The organism is Youngiibacter multivorans (genome assembly GCF_017873395.1).
In the GTDB taxonomy this organism is placed as follows: Bacteria; Bacillota; Clostridia; order Clostridiales; family Clostridiaceae; genus Youngiibacter; species Youngiibacter multivorans.
Genome location: NZ_JAGGKC010000001.1, coordinates 197,006 through 216,069, shown reverse-complemented (window position 1 = coordinate 216,069; position 19,064 = coordinate 197,006). Strand labels below are relative to the sequence as shown.

The 19,064-nt window shown below is 45.5% G+C and carries 22 protein-coding genes; 6 read left to right on the top strand and 16 right to left on the bottom strand.

Annotated elements, in window-relative coordinates; genetic code table 11:
* Positions 1-193 precede the first annotated feature (193 nt).
* From J2Z34_RS01060 to J2Z34_RS01050, 3 genes are read right to left on the bottom strand one after another with little or no spacing between them, the layout of a single operon-like run.
* On the bottom strand, positions 194-886 hold the full coding sequence (locus J2Z34_RS01060; protein WP_209457985.1) for a helix-turn-helix domain-containing protein: 693 nt from the start codon (positions 884-886) through the stop codon (positions 194-196).
* Positions 887-901: 15 nt separating this feature from the next.
* The gene (locus J2Z34_RS01055) at positions 902-1,297 is read right to left on the bottom strand and encodes a DUF3783 domain-containing protein (RefSeq protein WP_209457984.1); all 396 of its coding nucleotides are present in this window, start codon (positions 1,295-1,297) and stop codon (positions 902-904) included.
* A 12-nt stretch (positions 1,298-1,309) separates the two neighbouring features.
* A complete protein-coding gene (locus J2Z34_RS01050; protein WP_209457983.1) occupies positions 1,310-1,822 on the bottom strand; it encodes a peptidylprolyl isomerase in 513 nt (170 codons plus the stop codon).
* Positions 1,823-2,036: 214 nt separating this feature from the next.
* Between J2Z34_RS01050 and J2Z34_RS01045 the strand changes: the two genes are divergently transcribed.
* The gene (locus J2Z34_RS01045) at positions 2,037-2,312 is read left to right on the top strand and encodes a hypothetical protein (RefSeq protein ID WP_209457982.1); all 276 of its coding nucleotides are present in this window, start codon (positions 2,037-2,039) and stop codon (positions 2,310-2,312) included.
* A 157-nt stretch (positions 2,313-2,469) separates the two neighbouring features.
* Entirely contained in the window at positions 2,470-2,895 is a 426-nt protein-coding gene (locus tag J2Z34_RS01040) for a hypothetical protein (protein ID WP_209457981.1), read from the top strand.
* A gap of 82 nt (positions 2,896-2,977) precedes the next feature.
* Here the strand turns inward: J2Z34_RS01040 and J2Z34_RS01035 are convergent, their stop codons facing one another.
* The gene (locus J2Z34_RS01035; protein WP_209457980.1) at positions 2,978-3,442 is read right to left on the bottom strand and encodes a DUF1801 domain-containing protein; all 465 of its coding nucleotides are present in this window, start codon (positions 3,440-3,442) and stop codon (positions 2,978-2,980) included.
* Positions 3,443-3,606: 164 nt separating this feature from the next.
* Positions 3,607-5,502: a type I glutamate--ammonia ligase gene (locus J2Z34_RS01030; RefSeq protein ID WP_209457979.1), complete on the bottom strand. Its 1,896-nt coding sequence runs from the start codon at positions 5,500-5,502 to the stop codon at positions 3,607-3,609.
* A 178-nt stretch (positions 5,503-5,680) separates the two neighbouring features.
* Here J2Z34_RS01030 and murI point away from each other — a divergent pair, with 178 nt between their 5' ends.
* The gene (murI, locus tag J2Z34_RS01025) at positions 5,681-6,454 is read left to right on the top strand and encodes a glutamate racemase (protein ID WP_209457978.1); all 774 of its coding nucleotides are present in this window, start codon (positions 5,681-5,683) and stop codon (positions 6,452-6,454) included.
* Between the two features lie 85 nt (positions 6,455-6,539).
* On the opposite strand, the gene J2Z34_RS01020 is transcribed toward murI, so the two are convergent.
* Entirely contained in the window at positions 6,540-7,373 is an 834-nt protein-coding gene (locus J2Z34_RS01020; protein WP_209457977.1) for a hypothetical protein, read from the bottom strand.
* A 33-nt stretch (positions 7,374-7,406) separates the two neighbouring features.
* Complete coding sequence (locus tag J2Z34_RS01015; protein WP_209457976.1) at positions 7,407-8,309, bottom strand: aldo/keto reductase; 903 nt, start codon at positions 8,307-8,309, stop codon at positions 7,407-7,409.
* A gap of 372 nt (positions 8,310-8,681) precedes the next feature.
* Between J2Z34_RS01015 and J2Z34_RS01010 the strand changes: the two genes are divergently transcribed.
* Positions 8,682-9,200, top strand: coding sequence for a hypothetical protein (locus J2Z34_RS01010; RefSeq protein WP_209457975.1), 519 nt, complete (start codon positions 8,682-8,684; stop codon positions 9,198-9,200).
* Between the two features lie 97 nt (positions 9,201-9,297).
* Here J2Z34_RS01010 and J2Z34_RS01005 read toward each other — a convergent pair whose 3' ends face one another.
* A complete protein-coding gene (locus J2Z34_RS01005; RefSeq protein WP_209457974.1) occupies positions 9,298-11,043 on the bottom strand; it encodes a phosphoenolpyruvate carboxykinase (ATP) in 1,746 nt (581 codons plus the stop codon).
* A gap of 316 nt (positions 11,044-11,359) precedes the next feature.
* On the opposite strand from J2Z34_RS01005, the gene J2Z34_RS01000 reads away from it, so the two are divergent.
* Positions 11,360-11,563 carry a PspC domain-containing protein gene (locus tag J2Z34_RS01000; protein ID WP_209457973.1) on the top strand — a complete coding sequence of 68 codons (204 nt, stop codon included), beginning with the start codon at positions 11,360-11,362 and terminating at the stop codon, positions 11,561-11,563.
* A 42-nt stretch (positions 11,564-11,605) separates the two neighbouring features.
* Here J2Z34_RS01000 and J2Z34_RS00995 read toward each other — a convergent pair whose 3' ends face one another.
* The 5 genes from J2Z34_RS00995 to J2Z34_RS00975 form a co-directional block, all read right to left on the bottom strand.
* Entirely contained in the window at positions 11,606-13,261 is a 1,656-nt protein-coding gene (locus tag J2Z34_RS00995) for a cobalamin B12-binding domain-containing protein (protein ID WP_209457972.1), read from the bottom strand.
* Between the two features lie 150 nt (positions 13,262-13,411).
* On the bottom strand, positions 13,412-13,786 hold the full coding sequence (gene mgsA, locus J2Z34_RS00990) for a methylglyoxal synthase (protein WP_209457971.1): 375 nt from the start codon (positions 13,784-13,786) through the stop codon (positions 13,412-13,414).
* 19 nt (positions 13,787-13,805) lie between these two features.
* A complete protein-coding gene (locus J2Z34_RS00985; RefSeq protein ID WP_209457970.1) occupies positions 13,806-15,311 on the bottom strand; it encodes a DUF1846 domain-containing protein in 1,506 nt (501 codons plus the stop codon).
* A 121-nt stretch (positions 15,312-15,432) separates the two neighbouring features.
* A complete protein-coding gene (locus J2Z34_RS00980; RefSeq protein WP_209457969.1) occupies positions 15,433-15,819 on the bottom strand; it encodes an arsenate-mycothiol transferase ArsC in 387 nt (128 codons plus the stop codon).
* A gap of 121 nt (positions 15,820-15,940) precedes the next feature.
* Positions 15,941-16,783, bottom strand: a complete 843-nt coding sequence (locus J2Z34_RS00975; RefSeq protein WP_209458085.1) for a tRNA 2-thiocytidine biosynthesis TtcA family protein — start codon at positions 16,781-16,783, stop codon at positions 15,941-15,943.
* A gap of 226 nt (positions 16,784-17,009) precedes the next feature.
* Between J2Z34_RS00975 and J2Z34_RS00970 the strand changes: the two genes are divergently transcribed.
* Positions 17,010-17,330, top strand: a complete 321-nt coding sequence (locus J2Z34_RS00970; RefSeq protein ID WP_209458084.1) for a heavy metal-binding domain-containing protein — start codon at positions 17,010-17,012, stop codon at positions 17,328-17,330.
* 95 nt (positions 17,331-17,425) lie between these two features.
* On the opposite strand, the gene J2Z34_RS00965 is transcribed toward J2Z34_RS00970, so the two are convergent.
* Genes J2Z34_RS00965 through J2Z34_RS00955 form a run of 3 tightly spaced genes read right to left on the bottom strand, consistent with a single transcriptional unit; the run spans position 17,426 to position 19,064 of the window.
* Entirely contained in the window at positions 17,426-17,845 is a 420-nt protein-coding gene (locus J2Z34_RS00965) for a PH domain-containing protein (protein WP_209457968.1), read from the bottom strand.
* 1 nt (position 17,846) lies between these two features.
* The gene (locus J2Z34_RS00960) at positions 17,847-18,317 is read right to left on the bottom strand and encodes an acyl-CoA thioesterase (protein ID WP_209457967.1); all 471 of its coding nucleotides are present in this window, start codon (positions 18,315-18,317) and stop codon (positions 17,847-17,849) included.
* Positions 18,318-18,347: 30 nt separating this feature from the next.
* A complete protein-coding gene (locus tag J2Z34_RS00955) occupies positions 18,348-19,064 on the bottom strand; it encodes a hypothetical protein (protein WP_209457966.1) in 717 nt (238 codons plus the stop codon).

Here is a 19,064-nt window from a genome sequence, read left to right as displayed (position 1 = left end):
TTTTGACAAACATCCCAATATACCTTCAATATCAGCACTTATCAACAATCCACAGGTTTTTCACACTTATCCACATTGCCCACAATCCACTTGTGGATTGTTCAGAATACTGACATAGATTTGCAGATTGTCAGAAGTTCCGGACGGCAAATCCTGATATGAAAAAGAGACGGCATTGCCGTCCCCTTTGAATTCATATGAAAAACTCAACCTTGAAAACCTTCATAAGCGGCTTTACATCTTTAACCGACATGGTTTCAGACTTCTCTCCATTCTTGTTTGAGAGCAGCATGATGTTGCCGTTATTTAGATTAATCGCTTTCCTCAGCATCCTTTTACCCTTGTACTCCACAAGCAGCACCGAGGTACCCTGAATTTCCTTCACTTCTGTGCAAAGCACCAGGTCTCCCTTTGCTATCCTGAAGCCTATAAGGTCGTCATCCATCACTTTGATGGCTACTACCTTGTCGGCATGGTGTCCTTCTATCTTCTTGCCTGTAACGGCATAGGTCCTGTTCTCGATAGGATCCTTCATCATATAGTCATATACAGGTATGTTCTTGATGTTATCACCAAACGCCTGGTTCCAGAGTTCGCTCACAGGTGTTGCAGGAGCCTTGTATTCCTCTTTGGGCTTTACCTGAACCCTTCTTGCTTCTGGTTCTTCATTAGTCACTGAAGCTTCAAGGGATCCGAGTCCCATTTTGGTTACATCCTTACCGAAGACCTTTGTGAACCTTTCGAGAAGGGCTTCATTGACAACCCTTCTGCCCTGTTCAACCTCGTTGACAAAGCTATCTGAAACTCCAAGCTTCTTTCCGAGCTGCTTCATGCTCATCCCGGACTCTTCCCTGGCTTTCTTAAGCTGTTCTCCTACTCTGCTCAATCAATACACTCCAATCTATTGCCTTGCTGATTCTTCTCTGGCCCGTCTCTCCTGTTCGATTTTCCTGTTCTCCTCACGTTCCTCTATGAGGTGCTCGATGAGATAGGAAAACTTCCACCTGTAGGAGTTTTCGGTGACTACAGCCATTATGGCTCCATATACGTGGTTTTTTCTGATCATGACCACAGCTTCCTTCAGTTCGTCGTTAGTCTCATACCCATAGAATATGATTATCTTGACTGCCTGATGCGGCTTTCCTTCATACCTTACACTTCTGCCTTCCAGTATGTCCTCAAGCGTGCCTCCTGCGTTGCTGTCATCTACGATATCCAGGCTGAAGCCTGCACCAAGAAGCTCATTCCTTTCAAGCTCGCTCAGTCCGTGGACAAGCAGCACTCTTCCTTCTCTCATGTCTATCTCCTTTTACAGTATCGCAGGTTCACCGATCTCATCAGCGTTCTCTACAGTTACTTTTACCATAATCTGGTCTTCCATCGGCTTGTCCCTGAAATCAGTCTTTAAATTTGACATTGCAATCGCATGCTCCACACCTTCAATTACCTTTCCGAAGGAAGCATACTGGCCGTCAAGATGCGGTGAATCAGCAACCATTATGAAGAACTGGCTTCCTGCTGAATCCATCATCTGTGCTCTTGCCATTGAAAGGACTCCAGTCGAATGCTTCAGGTCGTTCTTGAACCCGTTGGCTGTGAATTCACCCTTGATCCTGTATCCAGGTCCGCCTGTACCTGTACCGGTCGGGCATCCTCCCTGGATCATGAAGCCCGGAATCACCCTGTGAAACTTCAGTCCGTCGTAGTATCCCTTCTTTATCAGGGATACGAAGCTCTTCACAGTATTTGGAGCTATCTCAGGATAAAGCTCTGCCTTGATTACCTTGCCGCTGTTTAGTTCTATTGTTACTATTGGATTCATTTAATCAATCTCCTTGCATGTTATTCTCATACCATTATACCCTACAGTCGCCCAATAACAAATACATCATGCTTTGAGCACGCAGAAATCAGTTTAAAGCTCTATTTGAAAAAAGTGAACGTATGGTCTATATTTTTTCTAAATGCTATTGACTTAGAACGTCTGTTCTTATATACTGAAACCAGAACATAAGTTCAAGTAAGGAGTGATCAGGATGCAGAAAAAGAATGGTTTATTCGTTAAGATACAGTACGATATGGATAGGAACAGCCCGTCGTCACATAGTAAGTCAATGCTCAGGGACCAGCAGAGCAGCGAAGGCAGATTCATGCTCTGCGGAGGATCCTACATGAAAAATGAAGCTACTATGATATTTAACGCAAAAACGTTCAATGACGCAGAATATATCGTCAATAACAATCCCTTCATCAAGAACACCAACTACAGGTTTTCAATCTACAGTGCTGACAGTATAGCCGCAAATGCCTGAAATACTACCGGAGCTTCCAGTGCAGGCTGCTCCGGCACCCTATATATATACCGTTGCCCCGAAAGGGGCCTTTTTTTATATCTGTAATCTTTATCTTGTTCCTTTTCCGATATGATGGGTTATAATTGAAATAACAACATCTGGGAGGGATAGCTTCTTGAAATCTATAGTTCCATCGTTCTTGAAATATTTAGTTCTGATAATAATTGCCATCCTGGGAGAGTTCCTGATTCGCAGCCTCTCAGCAGGCAGCCCTGATGAATTCTACAATATTCCGCTTTTCCTTGGCACTGCCGCAGCATATCTTATGTTCGGACTTGTACTTGGATCCGACGTGATTGCAGCCAGTCTCAGGACCAGGAGCAAGCTGGAAATAGACGTACCCAGGCTGTCACTAGGCATAGCTACACTGATAGTGTTCGCTACCATTGGATTCATGGGACTGTTCGAACCTGGTAACAACTTCTCTCCAAACGGAGTATTCCAGTTCGTACTCAAGGGAAAGGGCTTCCCCGCACTGTTTTTGACCCTCTCCGGATACTTCATATCATCATCATTCAAGAAGTCAGACAGGATGTTCTGATCGGTATATTACTATTGGTATATTAAAAGACAGGCAGCGCCTGTCTTTTAATATACACCAAATTTCTCAAAGCTCTTTTTGCTCATCTGCTCCTGTTCCTACCTGATTTATCAACGAGCTCTATCCATTCATCTACTGTCATCTTGGAGCTGAATTCCCCTATAAGTTCGTAGGGTACCTTCTTCATGTTCCTGAACCTGAAGCAGCTTTTGCCCATGTCGAGCTTATTGCCTACTTTTTCTTCATACTGTTCCTTGAACCACTTTGCAAGTGAATCTTCTCCATACGCACCCATATGGTAGAGTGAGATGTGCTGCTTCTGTGATGCCAGAGCCATGAATGGCAGCGGTGTCTTTTTGTCTTCAAGATACCCCAACGGATATCTTGACAGAGGAACTACGTAGCAGATCATCCCGTACCACATGGTTTCTACAAATCCTTCAGGCAGGTTTTCCTTGATGATTTTCCTTAGTCGCTCCATTGGCTCTTTCCTGTCCTCAGGCAACTCATTCATATATTCTTCCGGTGTTCTCGCATCGCTGGTCATGATTTTCCTCCTATATTGCTCGATTAAATCATATTGTATACGACCAATATAACATATGGAAATGCAGAAAATTTGCCCGAAACAGGAAATTCACCGATTCTTAACTCTAATGGCCCGGTGTTCACATTTTGCAAACACCGGGCCACTATTTGTCAGCTTATTTATCAGATGTGTATAAGGTTTGCCTTATATGCCGAATAGTCTTTCCTTACTCCATTCATCATCTCGTAGACTTCCTTCTGGAGATTGGATACCAGTTCATAATCCTCGTCATGTATCGCCTTGCTGATTGTGGAGAACAAGCAAAGCTCGCCTTCCTTGTCTTTCATGAGGGCGTCCCTAGCATCGGATACCTTCCTGAATTTCTTGTCATCATAGGAGTTGCCATATTCCGAGTCATGAAGCTTCCTGCAATTGCGAAGCTCGTTTACGAAGCCTGGTATTATCCTGTGTTCAAGCTCCTTGAGCCACTTGTCTATGGAGAATACCTCAAAGCTTTCAAGTATCTTAGCTGAGAATACGCCATTTCTCTTCAATGCCTCAAGCTTCTCAGGATACTTGCTGAATGCAATTATGTTCTCGTATACGGTTGAAGGAGCATTCCCGAAGAACTTCTCCCTTTCCTCGTCTGTAAAGTCCTCAAATACATCCTTCTCAGTCCTGTAGGCTCTGCCTTCCTCAAGATACTCTGCCTTGTCCTCAGGAGCCTTCGATATCTCTTCGAGAAGCTCTGTTGGAGTCTTTTCAACTGCATAGTTTATTCCGTCTGTCATTGTCATAAGCATTGCAGCTGTTGCAAGGAAAGTGTTCGTATGCGGATTCGGAGCCCTGAGCTCGAACCTTGTCGCCATCGGATTATTATCATCCCTTATCAGGCCGATAAGAATCGTCCTGTTTCTCGATGGTACCTTTGTGGATACACCAAGCGACGTAACTATGCATATCGGTGCTTCATAGCCCTTCTTGAGTCTTCTGAAAGCAGCATTAGAAGCGGTGACTATAGGATTAATGACCTCATAGTTCTTGAGTATTCCCATAAGTGAACCGAAGCCTAATGATGAGAGGAAGTTGTCCTCAGTCGGCGCGAAAAGATTGACCCTTTTACCGCTCTTGAGCTTTACAGCAGCACCTACATGGGTATGCTCGCCGCTTCCTGCTACGCCGTCAATCGGCTTTGCAAGGTAAGTGACCTCAAGGCCATGCCTTGCGAAAACATCCCTCACAAGCTCCTTTATGAATATCTCGGAGTCTCCTGTTCCCATTGGGTCGCTGAATCTCCAGTCAATTTCAAGCTGCTCCATTACGGATGCGAATCTTCCAGTATCAGCAAGCTTCGCCTTTACACCGCCAACTTCCTTGTGGCCCATTTCAGGACTGAATCCATAAAGCTCCATAAGCATGAGAGATTCCTCAAGGGCGCTTCTTACATTGCCCCTGGTCCTGCCCCAATACTGCTCCTTAAGCTCCTGAGATGCAGAGAGCTCATCCACGTTGCCAGAAATGCTTGGTGTCTTTACCCAGAACTCAAGCTCTGTTGCCGTGGTTATGTCAATCTTCTCAATATCATCCGCAGTGAATCCAAATTCCTTCTGCAGTCTCTCATTTGTCCTGAATTTCTCCATGAGATTATCCTCAAAATCCTTTGCGGCATTCTTAAGGATCGACCTCGAATCAACTTCGATGCCCTTATGGAAAAGGAAGCATGGAATCTTGATGGTTCCTACCGGTTTCTCTTCATCAGATGCAGTGAAGCTGAAGTTATAGTCAACATGCCAGTTCGCGTTGATATCGCCCTTCATGTCCACCTTCGCGTCGTTAAGTGATGCTATCCTTGGCAGTACAACGGATGATCCGTCAGTCTGGGCAGCCATTCCTGTGAGAAACGTCTCCATGTCCTTTCTGAAGAGCCTTACAGGTATCTTGGTGTCTGTCTCATGTCCGGCAAGGTCGACGCCTGCGATGGAAACGAACTTTATCTCCTCGTGGTCGTCAAGAAGCTTTGTAATTTCAGGTACAGAATGAAGTTCCTTTGGTATGGTATAAATCAGGTCTTTCCTCATGATATCTCTGTCCTTTCCATAAAAGAATAATGTAAATGATACACCGTACATAAATACACGTCAACGACTATGTTAAGAGAAATACGATTACATCCAAATATTTGTGAATCATTCGTCTATTTGTAAAAAATGTGCCAATTTGATAAACTGCTTATATAAAGCTGTTGGAGGCGCAAATATGGACAATACCAGACCCATAGGCTTCTTCGATTCAGGAGTAGGCGGAATAAGCGTACTCAAGAGATCCGTTGAGATACTGCCAATGGAAAATTACATATATTATGGAGATTCAAAGAATGCTCCATATGGCACAAAGGACGTTGAGACAATCAAGCGGCTCACATCTGAAGGAATCGACTTGCTCGTTGCCAGAGGCTGCAAGGCTGTCGTTGTCGCCTGCAACACGGCTACCAGCGCTGCCATCGACTATATCAGGGACAGGTACAGCACCATTCCGGTAATAGGCATCGAACCGGCTCTGAAGCCTGCAGTTGAAAGCACCGAGGACGGAAAGATATTGGTGCTCGCGACACCCAGGACACTGACGGAACGAAAGTTCCACGCCCTCATGGAAAGCGTGGCCCGAACCCGTGAGATAATCAGGATGCCGCTTCCGGGACTTGTTGAGATAATCGAGAAGGGTGATTTCGACGAAGAGAAGTCCTTCGAGTATCTACAGGAAGCCCTTGCCGATGTCGACAAAAACGTCCGGGCCGTAGTCCTGGGCTGCACCCATTACCCCTTTGTGAAGCAGTCAATTCTTAAGATCCTCGGCGATGAAGTCAGTGTTTATGATGGAAGCGACGGTACAGCGAGAAGGCTTGCAAGGATCCTCGCGGACAGGGAGCTTCTTAATCCCGGTCCTGGAAACGGGTCGATCGAAATCATCAATTCCCTGGGGACTCCGGAGATACTGGAGCTCTCAAGATATCTCCTCGCAAAGGATAACTGAATACGAACAAGGAACATGCAGGGCCCGAATTCATCTGTTTCGGGATTCTGCATGTTTTTCCATTTTTATTGCATATTTATTCAATTTATTTCATCATGAATATCTTTAGCGCTTCCTCCTCGGTATACATTCCGAGTCTGACGATTTCCTGCAGGGCATAGTTGTCAATTACCCTTTTCGCAGTCACACCCACCTTCGTGTCTATCAGCTTCAGATTGTCCATAGTTGACTTCGTAACGTCCACCTCATAGGACCTTCCTCCCGGAAGAGTGAAGGTATACAGGAGCCTCCTGCCTTCAGTTTTCGCAGAGTCGTATGAAGCCCTTACCTCAGTCACGTCAAGATAGGCGAAGCCCTTAGAGCTGAAAAGGCTGCTGTCAAGAATCGTATTCTCCCTGAAATCCACATACTTCACGAATGTGGTGTAGCCAATGAATATCAGGAAAAGTCCTCCCGCAACCGCAAAGGCCTTCATGTTGCCGGTAAGTCTCGAGTTCTTGTGTACCGCAGAAATCACTCCAAATATGAGAGTGAGGACACCGAAGCCTGCGAGCACCGCTCCAATAGGTGGAGTAAGAAACCCTGTGTTTCCAAGGAATATAAGCGAGTCCGGTGATTTGAACACCAATGCCTGGATTAAGTTCGCAAGCAGTGCCGCAGCCGCAACAGCTACAAAGAATATCAAATAAGTCTTCAGATTGTCCATAAGGCTGCGTTTAGGCTTTACCTTTCCTTTAGGCTCCGTTATGACCTTGTCTACCTCGACATAATCCCTGCTGGCTTCGCTTTCGTCATTTATTTCAGGCTCACCTTCAAGCATCTTTTTATCCTCAGATTTCTCGAAGACATCCTCTCCAAGGACTACCCGTTCACCCTTGGCAGGCTCATTTCTCCCATTTTTTACATCTTTCTCAGTCACATTTGCACCTCCCGTCAAAATTATGTGCTCGCTCTATGGCAAATTCCTTCCTATTGATGCCTTAAGTACTGTAAGCCATTCTTCAGAATCAAACTTCAGGTCTATGGCGTCTACGGCATTCTTTATCCTTTCAATCTTACCCGAACCTACGATTGGCATGATTCCGGATGGATGACTCATCAGGAACGCGTAGGCAAGGGTGTCGAGTCTTGTTTCACCATGCTTTTCACCTACAGCAAGAAGGGCAGCCCTTACAGCCCTATCCTTGTCATTGTCTCCGGTAAGAAGGTCCCCTCCTCCAAGAGGTGACCAGGCCATCGGATACACCGACCGCATCATCATGTTGTCCAAGGTACCATCCTTGAACGCATCGAGATGCGTGGCGGATATTTCAACCTGGTTTGTCACTAGAGGAAGCTCGCAGAATGTGCTGAGCATCTCAAACTTTGATACTGGAAAATTCGATACTCCGAAATTCCTTACCTTGCCTGAATCATGAAGGACACGGAATGCCTCGGCAACCTCAGCAGGATCCATGAATGGCGAAGGTCTGTGTATCAGGAGCAGGTCCAGGTAGTCCGTACCGAAATTCTCGAGTGATTTCTCTGCAGACGCTATTATGTGGGCCCTGGTATTGTCATAGTGATGGGACTTGTACTGCGGTCTCTTTTCGCACGGAAACACTATACCGCACTTAGTGACTATCGTGAGTTCTTCCCTGAGTCCCTTGTTAGCCTTCAGCACTTCACCAAAGGCTTCCTCGCAGGCAAAGCCTCCGTATATGTCTGCAGTATCGATTGTTGACAGGCCAAGCTCAAGTATCTGCCTGGTGAACTTGTACAGTCCTTCCTTTCCAAGCTTCCAGTCAAGCAGCCTCCAGTGTCCATGTACCACCCTGTCCATCTTCAAAGTGTCTGTAATCTCAAGCTTTTTCAAATTCCTTCCTCCTTCGCACATTTAACAGTGCGGAATGTCCCTACTATCAATAATATCATCTTTAACGGAGGTTTCCTCCTGCTATTCCTTTGTTAACGCAATATTCAAGATTTGAACGCCAAATCTACAGCTAATCACAGGCCTTGCAATCCCGATTATCATGTAATCGATTTTTTGCTGATGTAAAATTCTCACCAAACCACCGCATATCCCACAGCATTTTATCTTATTATCAACAATATTCAAGTTTATTCAACTATTTTATAAATATTCTTGAATTTATATGATTATATTGATATTTTTCTTGATTATTTTTGCTAAACGGATAAAATAGGGTTAATACCATTTTAGGTTACAAAGGAGAAATTGATCATGGAAATGAAGAAGGAAAACCTGTTCGAATCATACTGCTATCCCGGGATGCATACCTCTGCAGACTTTGAGGCCGATAATCTCTCAAAGTATATTAAGCTTGACCTGATGAGGAAGAACCTGGAGACAACGGGAAGAGAATATGAATACGTGGACCCCTTCGACGGAAACAAGATCAAGGACATCCGCGGAAATAGCAAGTCCAATGATTCAGTCGAGGGCTTCATCGTAACATATGAGAAATTCCTGGATGCCATGAACAGCAGGCAGACTGCAAAGTCAGAAGTCGCCCCTGTAAGCGAGCATTTCCGCAAAATATTCACAGATAAGGTTATTCAGCCAGTTGATTCATTCAGCATGTACCACGACAACGCAGCATCAGGCTTTGAAGCTGACAATCTCATGAAGTACGACAGTCTGAACCTCAGGCAGAAGAACAACATGATAACCTATCATGAGACTGAGTATGTGGATCCGGAAACAGGTGCCGTTATGGATATAAGGAACTACAGATTCTAGAATACAATACTGAAGTTAAGACGAAGTATTGAACTTAAAGCAACAAATTGATTTTAACGTAATATGAAAAGGCTGCCGAATCCGGCAGCCTTTATTTTTATAGTGAGCTGATTATGTTGAACAGTTCTATAGCAGCGTTTCTTGGTCCTGATTTCTCCATGCCCTTGACGCCCAGCTGAGTGTTTATTTCTCCCACCTTCACTCCTGAAGCAAAGAACGCATCGAAGTACCTCTTGAGAAGCACATCCGTTTCCTCGATCTTCTGCGCAGGTCCGAAAGGATTGGCGAAATAGGATTCGACAAGCCCTGACTCTGATGTGGTACCCTTAGCCATCCTCGCACCTGACCTGAATACCTTGACAGCATCCTCAGGTGTGCTGAAATAGCTGATGGACTTTCCGCCTTCCTCCATTACCGTATAGTTATTGGCATAAAGGAGGATGTCTACAGGATAGCCCCTTACTATATCCTTGTACGTCGATACCGGCATTACCAGCCTGGCATTCGTCTTGTCAGGATTCATGAATATGGACCTGTCAATTTCCTTGAATGCATATCCCTGGTCAAGGTCATCAAGCCTTACGAAAGCACCAATTTCTGTTCCGTAGCCTATGGCCTTCCCGTTCTCAATGTCAATTGATCCCATGTCATCGAATACTATGGTCATGTCGCTGATATGGTCTTCGGACAATCCTCTGAACGCCTCAAGCGATTCAGACTTGCCGGCTCCGGAGTCCCCGACAATGACAACATTAGCTGACTTGCCGTTCTTCATGATTATGTTGACCATCGCACCATGGATCGGAAGCATTCCCCTCTTGATCATGATCAGGTTGTGGAGGGTAAGTATCATCTTCTTCATGTAGCCGAAATAATCGACGTCTTCGCTGTAGGATACATATCCCAGCATTATGCCGTTCTTCACGTCATCGTAGAATACCTGCCTGCTGCTGTTGTCCCAGTCCTTTGCCCCGAATACATAAACTATGTCAGGCTTCTTGCCTGTATACTCGTCTTCTCTTGCAAGCTCGAAGAGGTTGGAAAGGGATACTCCATGGGCCATCAGGTCCCTGTGGAAGTATACGTATGCCAGAAGCTTGCCTACCTTCGCAGGATAGCAGAAGAAATGGTCTCTGTTGATATAGGCTGTATTGAGAGGGTTCTTCATGGTCTCGGCAAAGAGACCATCCCTCGTATTGCTCTTGGGATAGGTTATGAATGGAGAGTCCATGACTATAGAGCTTACGAACGGTATGTCATGCAGCAGCTCATATTCATATGGAATAGGCCACATGCTGTCTGTAAGAATCAGACCGGCATTGGCACCAGCAGGCACCTGCCTGTACACGTTTGGCTCAATAAGAAGTACGTTCCTCTCGATCTTTCTGTATATCTCAAGGACGAGTCCTGTAAACTTGTTGTTCGCTTCAATGAAGCTTGTCGAAGCAAGTCCTTCGGTATTTCTCTTTCCATGGACTATGGTATACCTCTCAAGCCTTCTCCAGTAGCTGTAGAAGTCCTCGATGAATCCAATGAATTCATCCTTGTTCTCAAGGGCAATCCTGCAGTCGTTCTGTATCCTTATTACCTCATGCGCCTTGAATACCATGAGCAACTTGAACAGGTTCACAATCTGGTCGCTTATGTCATCTATGTCATCATGGATGAATGACTCGTTCAGATATTTGTAGTGCTTGGTATTTCTTCTCTTGATCATCTCAAGATAGGACACGACTACCCTTCTGAATGATTCAGCTTCCAGAACCTTATCTATATTGTCGCAGTACTTCGCGGAGAAGTTTATCATTACTTTTCCTCCGCTTAGGGAGAACTCTTTTCTCATAACACACACCTCACATAAATGTCTAATGATTATATTATCCTAAATCCTGCAACTAATAAAGAGAAATCTTGCAGATTTCTGCTATTTTTTTATCGAAACTCATTGTCCATTTCAGGCTAATTTCATGAAAAGCATTGAAAATCACCACTTAAAAGGTTTACATGAAGAAACGCTCATGAAATTCCAAAATCGCATTTCCTGCAAATTGCTTTGATTGCCAAACTTATAAACACTTCTTTTTTTAATTTGGTTTTAATTCCGCTTTCACCATTTGTTAATCCGGCATTGGCATAATTGTGTCATGAGGTGATTTAAAATGTATGAAAAGAAAGAACTTAGAAGGTCGTCCACAGACAAGATGCTGTTCGGTGTACTTGGCGGACTTGCTGAATATTTGAACGTGAGCTCGTCTCTTCTCAGGATACTGTTTGTGCTCTTCTCGCTGCTTCCTGGTCCATCGATCATATTCTATATCATATTCGCAGTACTTATGCCTTCAGACAGGGCATACAGGGCATAGCAAAAAGCTCCGGAATGACTTTCCGGAGCTTTTCAAATTCAATCAGCCTGTCTTAAGACTGTCCGCCATCTTATGCAGCAGGTCTATCCTGCTTCTTTCATCCAGAATGTTTCCGGAATCATCTACAGTAACATGGTATCCGTTGTGGATTTCAGTGTGGAAGTTGCCATTAGCTACAGAGAACCCTTTTAGTCCCGGCGCATCAAGGAGCCCTTCCTTAATGGCAAGATATATGACCTCCGGGTCAGTCAGCGGATTTTCTACATCCTTAAGCTTCCTGATCTCATCAAGCAGGTATCTGGTTTCATCCTTCAGGTAATCAACTCTGTCCCTGAACTCCCTGTCATTCTCCAGACCCTCGAACATTCCTTTGCCGGCAATCTCCATGGCCTTCTTCACTATCTTGACACTCTCTATTATCTCCTTGCTGGTCGCCCTCATGACTGCTTCAGAGTATGATACCGCATGCACTATGTCAGGCTTTAAAAAGGATCCGTAGAACATGGTGGCTGCTATGAGCCCCTTTGCAGCATCCATGTCTGCAGGGTATGCAAGGAGGCCGGTCCTTACCATCCTGAAGATCCTGAAGCTATCATCCTCCAGCTCCCCCATGAGTTCAAGCTTCGCTGTCATTTTAGCCAGGTCCATCTTGGGAGATATGGATGGAGGATTCGCCAGCATCAGCTGCATGACCATATCCCTTACTCCAGCACTCTTGGCAACCTCTGCAGTTATGTAGCTGACAGCGACCTCTGTGACATCTGAGCAGTACCTCAATGCCCACTGATGGGATTCGTTCATCTCAACCGGCACTCCCATTTCTGCATTGAGCTTAACAGCTGCTATGTTTTCGGTAATAGCTCTCAGAAGCTCCCTGTTGGACCTTCTGTCCAGCTGGGAATACCAGGTAAGAGGAATCGCAGCCCAGGCGTTGTTGATGGTCTCCTTCAGTATTGGGGAAAACTCTGACAGGTCTTCAGTACCTGAATAGCATCTCATCAGAGGATAGTTTCCCCGCCTTGTCGCCTCGTACATCATCCTTAAGTGTTCTTCATTCCTTATAGGCACTCCGCCGGCTCCGTCTTCGCCCTTCTTCATCCTTTCAGGATGGAAGTAGAATTCCTGGCAGTTCTGGTCAGGGGCCAGTGATATAACATCAAGAAGTCCGCTTTCAGCAAGTATCCTGATATGCTCATAGGTATCCTCGATCGTCTGAAGGCCTATGTGGTGCCTTATGACAGGGAATGGCTTCTTGTACTCTATCCTCTCCCTGAGGGTCTGTGGAGGCATCTTCCTCTCTTTAACGCCCTGTTCTACGTCTCTAAGATACATTGCAGCTTCGCTTGCATCCTCGGTACCGTCGAACACCTTCTCTATGTACCCGAATTCCCTTGCAACCTCAGCAGTTTCTATGGTCCCTCCGAATACGTACCTGATTCCCTCAAGTCCGTTTTCAGCAATCAGTCCCTGCAGCTCCTGAAGTAGGTATCTGCAGCCCTCACCTGATAGCCTGTATCCGACTGCCACAAGGTCAGGCTTGAATTCCATTATTCCTCCGACAAGCTTCTCAACCGGAATAGCAGAACCCATGTATTCCATGGTCCAGCCTTCCTTCCTTGCAATCTCGCTGAAATTGTATATCCCTGCTGCATGAACACAGTTCCCTATGGCAGCTATAAGTATTCTCCTGTCCTTCATCCCGTACCTCCTAATCTTTACTGCTTTTATTCCTTATTATACCTATACTGACTTAAGATTAGTCGGGATGGGCCCTTTTTTCACAGAACATTACAATAATATATACAATGTTAACAAAATGGACCGGCCGGAATTACTTCCGGCACGGTCCTACAGTTCTTCTATGTATCTTACGAGTATCTCAGCAGTGGTTATGTTGGTGGCAATCGGCACCTTATGCACATCACAGAGCCGAAGCAGCGCCTGCACATCCGGCTCATGAGGCTGAGCGGTAAGCGGGTCCCTCAAAAATACCACGAATTTGATCCTGTCTTCAGCTATCAGGGCTCCAATCTGCTGGTCTCCTCCTAAAGGTCCCGACAGAAGCCTGTTAACTTCCAGTCCAGTAGCTTCGATTATCCTCTTTCCAGTTGTGCCTGTGGCATGGAGCCTGAACCTTTTCAGAAGCTCCTTATGCTTAAGTGTGAACTCGACCATTTCATCCTTCAGCTGGTCGTGTGCTATCAGCGCACCTTCATGAATCATGAAAAAACCTCCTTAAAAATCAGACATAGTAGAGATTTTCAGATGGATATACCGGGTCAGAGGTAACATCGATGCCGAGCTTCCTCAGTATCTGCTCGTCGTCCTTGTTAAGCATCACTGTAGAATGGGCCTGTACTCCCTTGAGCTCAGAAAGCTTCTCAACGGCAAGCTGTGCCGTCGGATTGGTAACAGCCCCTATGCTGAGTGCTATAAGTATCTCATTGGCGTTAAGGGCTGTTATCCTGCTGTGAAGGTCCCTTTTCTTCAGGTTCTGGATAGTCTCGATTATGACCGGTGACAGTAGATATATCTCGTCTCCGATATTTGCAAGCTTCTTAATCGAGTTGAGTATTGCAGCCGAACATGAATCCATGAGGCATGATGACCTGCCTGTTATTATCTTGCCATCCGGAAGCTCGAATGCTATGACTGCGGGAACATCATTGCTGCCGGCATGCTCTCTGAGCCTATCCGAATATTTTCTTGCAGGTCCGACAGTTTTCCTGTCTTCCTTCTTCAGCTCAAGCTCTTCCATTATCAGCATCATCCTGCTGAGTATCTCCTCATCTATGATGCCCTTCTTGAAATCACATTCTGTCGCAAAGCATCTCCTGATTATCTCCTGCTTTGATGCTTCCCTGATCACCTCATCATCTGTTATGCCGTAGCCTACGCGGTTTACTCCCATGTCAGTAGGTGACTGGTAAACAGACTCTTTTCCTGTAATCTTCTCGATTATCCTTCTTATTACCGGGAACATCTCAAGGTCCCTGTTGTAGTTGACTGCTACCTGGCCGTATTTTTCAAAATGGAAATAATCCATCATGTTGACATCCTTCAGGTCCACAGTGGCTGCCTCGTATGCTATGTTGAGCGGATGCTTGAGCGGAACGTTCCAAACCGGGAATGTCTCAAACTTGGAGTATCCGGCTGCTCTTCCATGGCGGTACTCATGGTACAGCTGGTTCAGGCAGGTGGCAAGCTTTCCGCTTCCCGGTCCCGGAGCTGTCACTACCACAATAGGCTTAGTGGTCGTGATGTACTCGTTCTTACCATATCCTTCTTCACTTACGATCTTATCTATGTTCGAAGGGTAACCCTCTATCGCAGAATGCTTGTATACCCTGATGTCCCTTCTCTCAAGCTTGTTTATGAAAAGCTTCGTTGACGGCTGGCCATTGTACCTTGTTATTACCACACTGTTGACTATGAGTCCGTAACCTCTGAGCTCATCTATCTGCCTCAGGACATCCATGTCATACGTTATGCCGTAGTCTCCACGTATCTTGTTTCTCTCTATGTCGCCTGCATGCACGCATATTATGATCTCAGCATCATCCTTGAGCTTTGCAAGCAGCTTTATCTTGGCATCCTCATCGAATCCGGGAAGCACTCTCTTGGCATGCTTGTCGCCTATGAGCTTTCCTCCGAATTCAAGGTACAGCTTGTCATAGTTGTGCACCCTCTCAAGTATGAACTTTGACTGTTCTTCAATGTATTTCTGCGGATCGAACCCTTTTTTCATTATTTCCTCCTGGTGCATATCCCATACCAAAACGGGCGGCACATTTGTTTTTTCTCCATTTGGCTCTTCAAACAAAACTTGCGGCCTAAGGTTATCCCAAGGCCGCTCTATTTTTTCTATGTTATTTAGGATTGAACTCTGTCCAGAGCTTCTTGAGCTCTTCCTTGAGTTCAGATGCAGCCGTACTGTAGCCGGCTTCACCAAGCTCCTTAGGGTTTGTTATATCCCATTCGATGACCTTGTCAGCAAATACCAGAGGACATCCTCCTTCATCGCAACCGACGACCACTGCATAATCAAGCTGTTCAGGAAGGTCCCAAAGGGTCACGGGCTTTATGCCTGAACCGTTCATGCCGTTATCCTCGAGCACCTTAAGTACATTGGGGTCCACAGCCTCATCAAGGGTTCCCGCCGCGATTATCTCCACATCCTTGAAGAAATCTGCAGCTATTCCGGCAGCAAGCTGTGCTCGCACGCTGCTTCCATTGCACACAAAAGCCATATTCATATATTATTCCTCCATTTCACAATTTCATTCCATATCGGTTACTTCGATTGTAACACATGAATCATGTGTGTTACACATGAATCATGTGTGTTACACATGAATTCCAGGGCTTACGATCAATCTACTCCGTGTAGGAGTGTTCATCATAGTCGTCAAGATATGAGTGCCTGCCGCTCTCATCCATCCATCCAAGAACAGAATCCATCTGTATGTTTTCTGTAGCTCTGAAGATGGACTTGTCGACATCCTTGTAGTCCTTCTTGAGGTTCTTTATGAGCTCCCTGATTTCATACCTCTTGCTTCCGATTTTTTTGGCAGCTACCATGCATGCGCAGTTAAGAGGCCAGATGCCTGCATACTGTATCCATTTCCTTATGTTATCCTCTTCTACGAAGTACAGGGGCCTTATAAGCTCCATACCCTCAAAGTTCTGTGCCTTGAGCTTCGGAAGCATGGCCTTGAAGGTTCCCCCGTAGATGACATTCAGAAGGGCAGTCTCAATGACATCATTGAAGTGGTGTCCGAGGGCAAGCTTGTTGCAGCCAAGTGCCTTTGCCTTCTCATAGAGCGAACCCCTTCTCATCCTTGCACACATGTAGCAAGGGTAATCCTGCGCAATCTTGTCAATTACCCCGAATATTCCCGACTCATATATTGTTACAGGTATTCCTAGGTATTCGCAGTTTTCCTCGAGAAGCTTCCTGACATCAGGATGGTACCCGGGGTCCATTGCTATGAATTCAAGTTCAAAGTTGTCTATTCCATGCTTCTTGAGCTCCTGAAAAAGCTTTGCCAGCAGCAGACTGTCTTTTCCACCAGAAATCGCGACGGCTATCCTGTCTCCCGGCTCAATAAGGTTATATGTCTTAATGCCCTTCACGAACTTCCCAAAGAGGTTCCTCTTGTAGGTCGTGGTGATGCTTCTCTCGATTTCCTCAAGCGTCTTTCTATCGCTTATTGGCATCAGGATCTCGCACCCGTCTCCGGCTATGTTCAATTCAATCACTTCCTTTTACGAGGAACAATTATACCATAAAAGCCTTATTATGAAAAACAAATATGCTCTTTGCAGATAAGCAAAAAATCCTCGCCTCAAACCTGGTTAAATTTCAATTAAAAGACTCACCAATATCAGCCATAGGTTTATAATGTTGCCAATGACCAATAAGAAGAAAGGCGGAGTGAATGAGATGATAGTAACTACAACATCAGGCGTTGAAGGAAGAAGAATCATAAGCTACAAGGGCATTGTATTCGGGGAGGTTGTCGCGGGAGTCAACTTCGTAAAGGACTTTGCAGCAGGACTATCCAACATATTTGGAGGAAGGTCGGGCTCATATGAGAACGAGCTAATCGAAGCAAGGATCACCTCGCTCAGGGAGCTTGAAGACAGAGCTGCAGCACTTGGCGCCAATGCCGTAGTCGGAGTAAAGATCGATTACGAGACACTGGGACAGGGCGGAAACATGCTTATGGTTACAGCATCCGGAACAGCAGTCTACGTAGAGTAATCGCTGATTTCAAGCTTTAACCGTTAATCAGTTTGTCAGCTTTTTGATTAATTTCAATAGATAATGGGGCAGGTATTTACCTGCCCCATTATCTATTACTGAAGGTTATTGCACCTTGCTTTAAGCATATCCATGAAACGCTGCTTGTCATTTGGCGAGATATATGTGGTTCCGGTCACAAAACCCTTGTCATGCTGCCTTATCTCGATCCTGTCACGGGACATTGCCATGGATGACCATAGGTTCCTTGATTCCTTTATGCTCTTAATCCTGTCATAGGATATCCTCTCGACGAAGGGACCGCTTCTTGCATAAAGATGGTCCTCCCTCAGCTCATACCAGGTGAAGAACCATAAGGAAACCAGGAATGCCCAGACGGGGAGAAGCAAAAGGATGACAACAAGCCTTTCATCATCCGGGACCATGAAGGCCGCTGCTGACGCTGAAGAAAGCGCAAACAGTATGAGCAGCCCATACCAGAAGTCCCTTTTTGTTTTGAACCTCTCGTACTCCATTCTATTTCCCTCTTATGGCAGTGTATTTATACTCTCCAAGGGAGTAAAGGAACTTTTCCTCTTTTGTTACAGGATTCAGCTTGGCTACTTCCTTTGGTTTTCCGTCGTAATCCATATGGACCATTGTGAAGAAAGCCGTAAGGGCTGTAGTTGAATCTGAATAGTCTCCAAGCCTGTACACCATGACATTCACAAGCACCTGCATCGAGGTGTTTCCTACGTATGCCACCTGAGCTATGCATCTTACAAGGTCTCCTATATGTATAGCCTTGTGGAACACTATCTCATCTACTCTTGCTGTCACAACCTGCCCTTTTGCATGTTTGGATGCTGCAATACCGGCGGTGCTGTCCATGAGCTTCATCAGTTCTCCGCCATGTACATTACCCATATAGTTTGAATGAATAGGCTCCATGAACAGGCTGGTCTCTGCCATGGGAAAGTTTATGTTGTCCATTATCTTGTTCTGCATTTTTTCACCTTTCCTTGATGTTTATACCGATTATGGTAAATCTGATGGCCTTGTGACAACAACGTCGGCACCCAGAGCCTTAAGAGCAGCCGATGCCTTCAGCTCGATGTCCATGCCCATCATCTCCTGTACCGTCGCAAGTCCCACACTCTTTATTAGTTTGGTTCCTTTAGAGAATACTATCTTCATCTCATATGACTTTATGTTCCAGCTTTCAGTCGCGAAATACTGGTTGGGTATCACTGTCGAAAGTGCTTCCTTAAGCTGGTCGGTGGTAAAGGCATCTGTTGTGCTTAGGATAATGTCGTCACCGGATTCAGTCCTGTCAAACTGTGACAGCACCTTAAGGATATCCGTTACCTTTATTTCCTTCAGCTTTTCGGCAGGTATCTCGATTCCACCGGTTGACTCACCCTTTTCTGCCTTGATCCAGTCCTGTGAGAAGCTTGTCTTTACCCAGGCGTCCTCACCTTCAGTGTATATGGATACTGCCAGGGCAAACAGCGATGTGGACAAAGTGACGTCAGTCATGGACTTGTCGCCCTTGTTGTCCACCTGCATGGTTCCCGAAACACCCATGAGCCTTCCACCTGATGCATCGAATTCTACAGAGGCGGCATCTGCTGAGTTTATCTTCAGATAGCTTTTCGCAGCAAGCGAGTACCTTGTATCAGTGAACCAGAAGATTCCGAACGCAACGAGAACCACTACCAGCAGCACTGCAATCGCTCTTAGAAAATTCTTCAT

What these genes read in the sequence shown, in the direction of transcription:
- J2Z34_RS01010 (WP_209457975.1), top strand. Translation starts at nt 8,682, where the DNA reads ATGGAAATGAAGAAGGAAAACCTGTTCGAATCATACTGCTATCCCGGG.
- J2Z34_RS00970 (WP_209458084.1), top strand. Translation starts at nt 17,010, where the DNA reads ATGATAGTAACTACAACATCAGGCGTTGAAGGAAGAAGAATCATAAGC.
- J2Z34_RS00980 (WP_209457969.1), bottom strand. Translation starts at nt 15,819, where the DNA reads ATGAATATGGCTTTTGTGTGCAATGGAAGCAGCGTGCGAGCACAGCTT.
- J2Z34_RS01005 (WP_209457974.1), bottom strand. Translation starts at nt 11,043, where the DNA reads ATGAGAAAAGAGTTCTCCCTAAGCGGAGGAAAAGTAATGATAAACTTC.
- J2Z34_RS00965 (WP_209457968.1), bottom strand. Translation starts at nt 17,845, where the DNA reads ATGGAGTACGAGAGGTTCAAAACAAAAAGGGACTTCTGGTATGGGCTG.
- J2Z34_RS01045 (WP_209457982.1), top strand. Translation starts at nt 2,037, where the DNA reads ATGCAGAAAAAGAATGGTTTATTCGTTAAGATACAGTACGATATGGAT.
- J2Z34_RS01050 (WP_209457983.1), bottom strand. Translation starts at nt 1,822, where the DNA reads ATGAATCCAATAGTAACAATAGAACTAAACAGCGGCAAGGTAATCAAG.
- mgsA (WP_209457971.1), bottom strand. Translation starts at nt 13,786, where the DNA reads ATGATTCATGAAGGTGCGCTGATAGCACACGACCAGCTGAAGGATGAA.
- J2Z34_RS00955 (WP_209457966.1), bottom strand. Translation starts at nt 19,064, where the DNA reads ATGAAGAATTTTCTAAGAGCGATTGCAGTGCTGCTGGTAGTGGTTCTC.
- J2Z34_RS00985 (WP_209457970.1), bottom strand. Translation starts at nt 15,311, where the DNA reads ATGAAAAAAGGGTTCGATCCGCAGAAATACATTGAAGAACAGTCAAAG.
- J2Z34_RS01000 (WP_209457973.1), top strand. Translation starts at nt 11,360, where the DNA reads ATGTATGAAAAGAAAGAACTTAGAAGGTCGTCCACAGACAAGATGCTG.
- J2Z34_RS00975 (WP_209458085.1), bottom strand. Translation starts at nt 16,783, where the DNA reads ATGCCAATAAGCGATAGAAAGACGCTTGAGGAAATCGAGAGAAGCATC.
- J2Z34_RS01055 (WP_209457984.1), bottom strand. Translation starts at nt 1,297, where the DNA reads ATGAGAGAAGGAAGAGTGCTGCTTGTCCACGGACTGAGCGAGCTTGAA.
- murI (WP_209457978.1), top strand. Translation starts at nt 5,681, where the DNA reads ATGGACAATACCAGACCCATAGGCTTCTTCGATTCAGGAGTAGGCGGA.
- J2Z34_RS01030 (WP_209457979.1), bottom strand. Translation starts at nt 5,502, where the DNA reads ATGAGGAAAGACCTGATTTATACCATACCAAAGGAACTTCATTCTGTA.
- J2Z34_RS00960 (WP_209457967.1), bottom strand. Translation starts at nt 18,317, where the DNA reads ATGCAGAACAAGATAATGGACAACATAAACTTTCCCATGGCAGAGACC.
- J2Z34_RS00995 (WP_209457972.1), bottom strand. Translation starts at nt 13,261, where the DNA reads ATGAAGGACAGGAGAATACTTATAGCTGCCATAGGGAACTGTGTTCAT.
- J2Z34_RS01035 (WP_209457980.1), bottom strand. Translation starts at nt 3,442, where the DNA reads ATGACCAGCGATGCGAGAACACCGGAAGAATATATGAATGAGTTGCCT.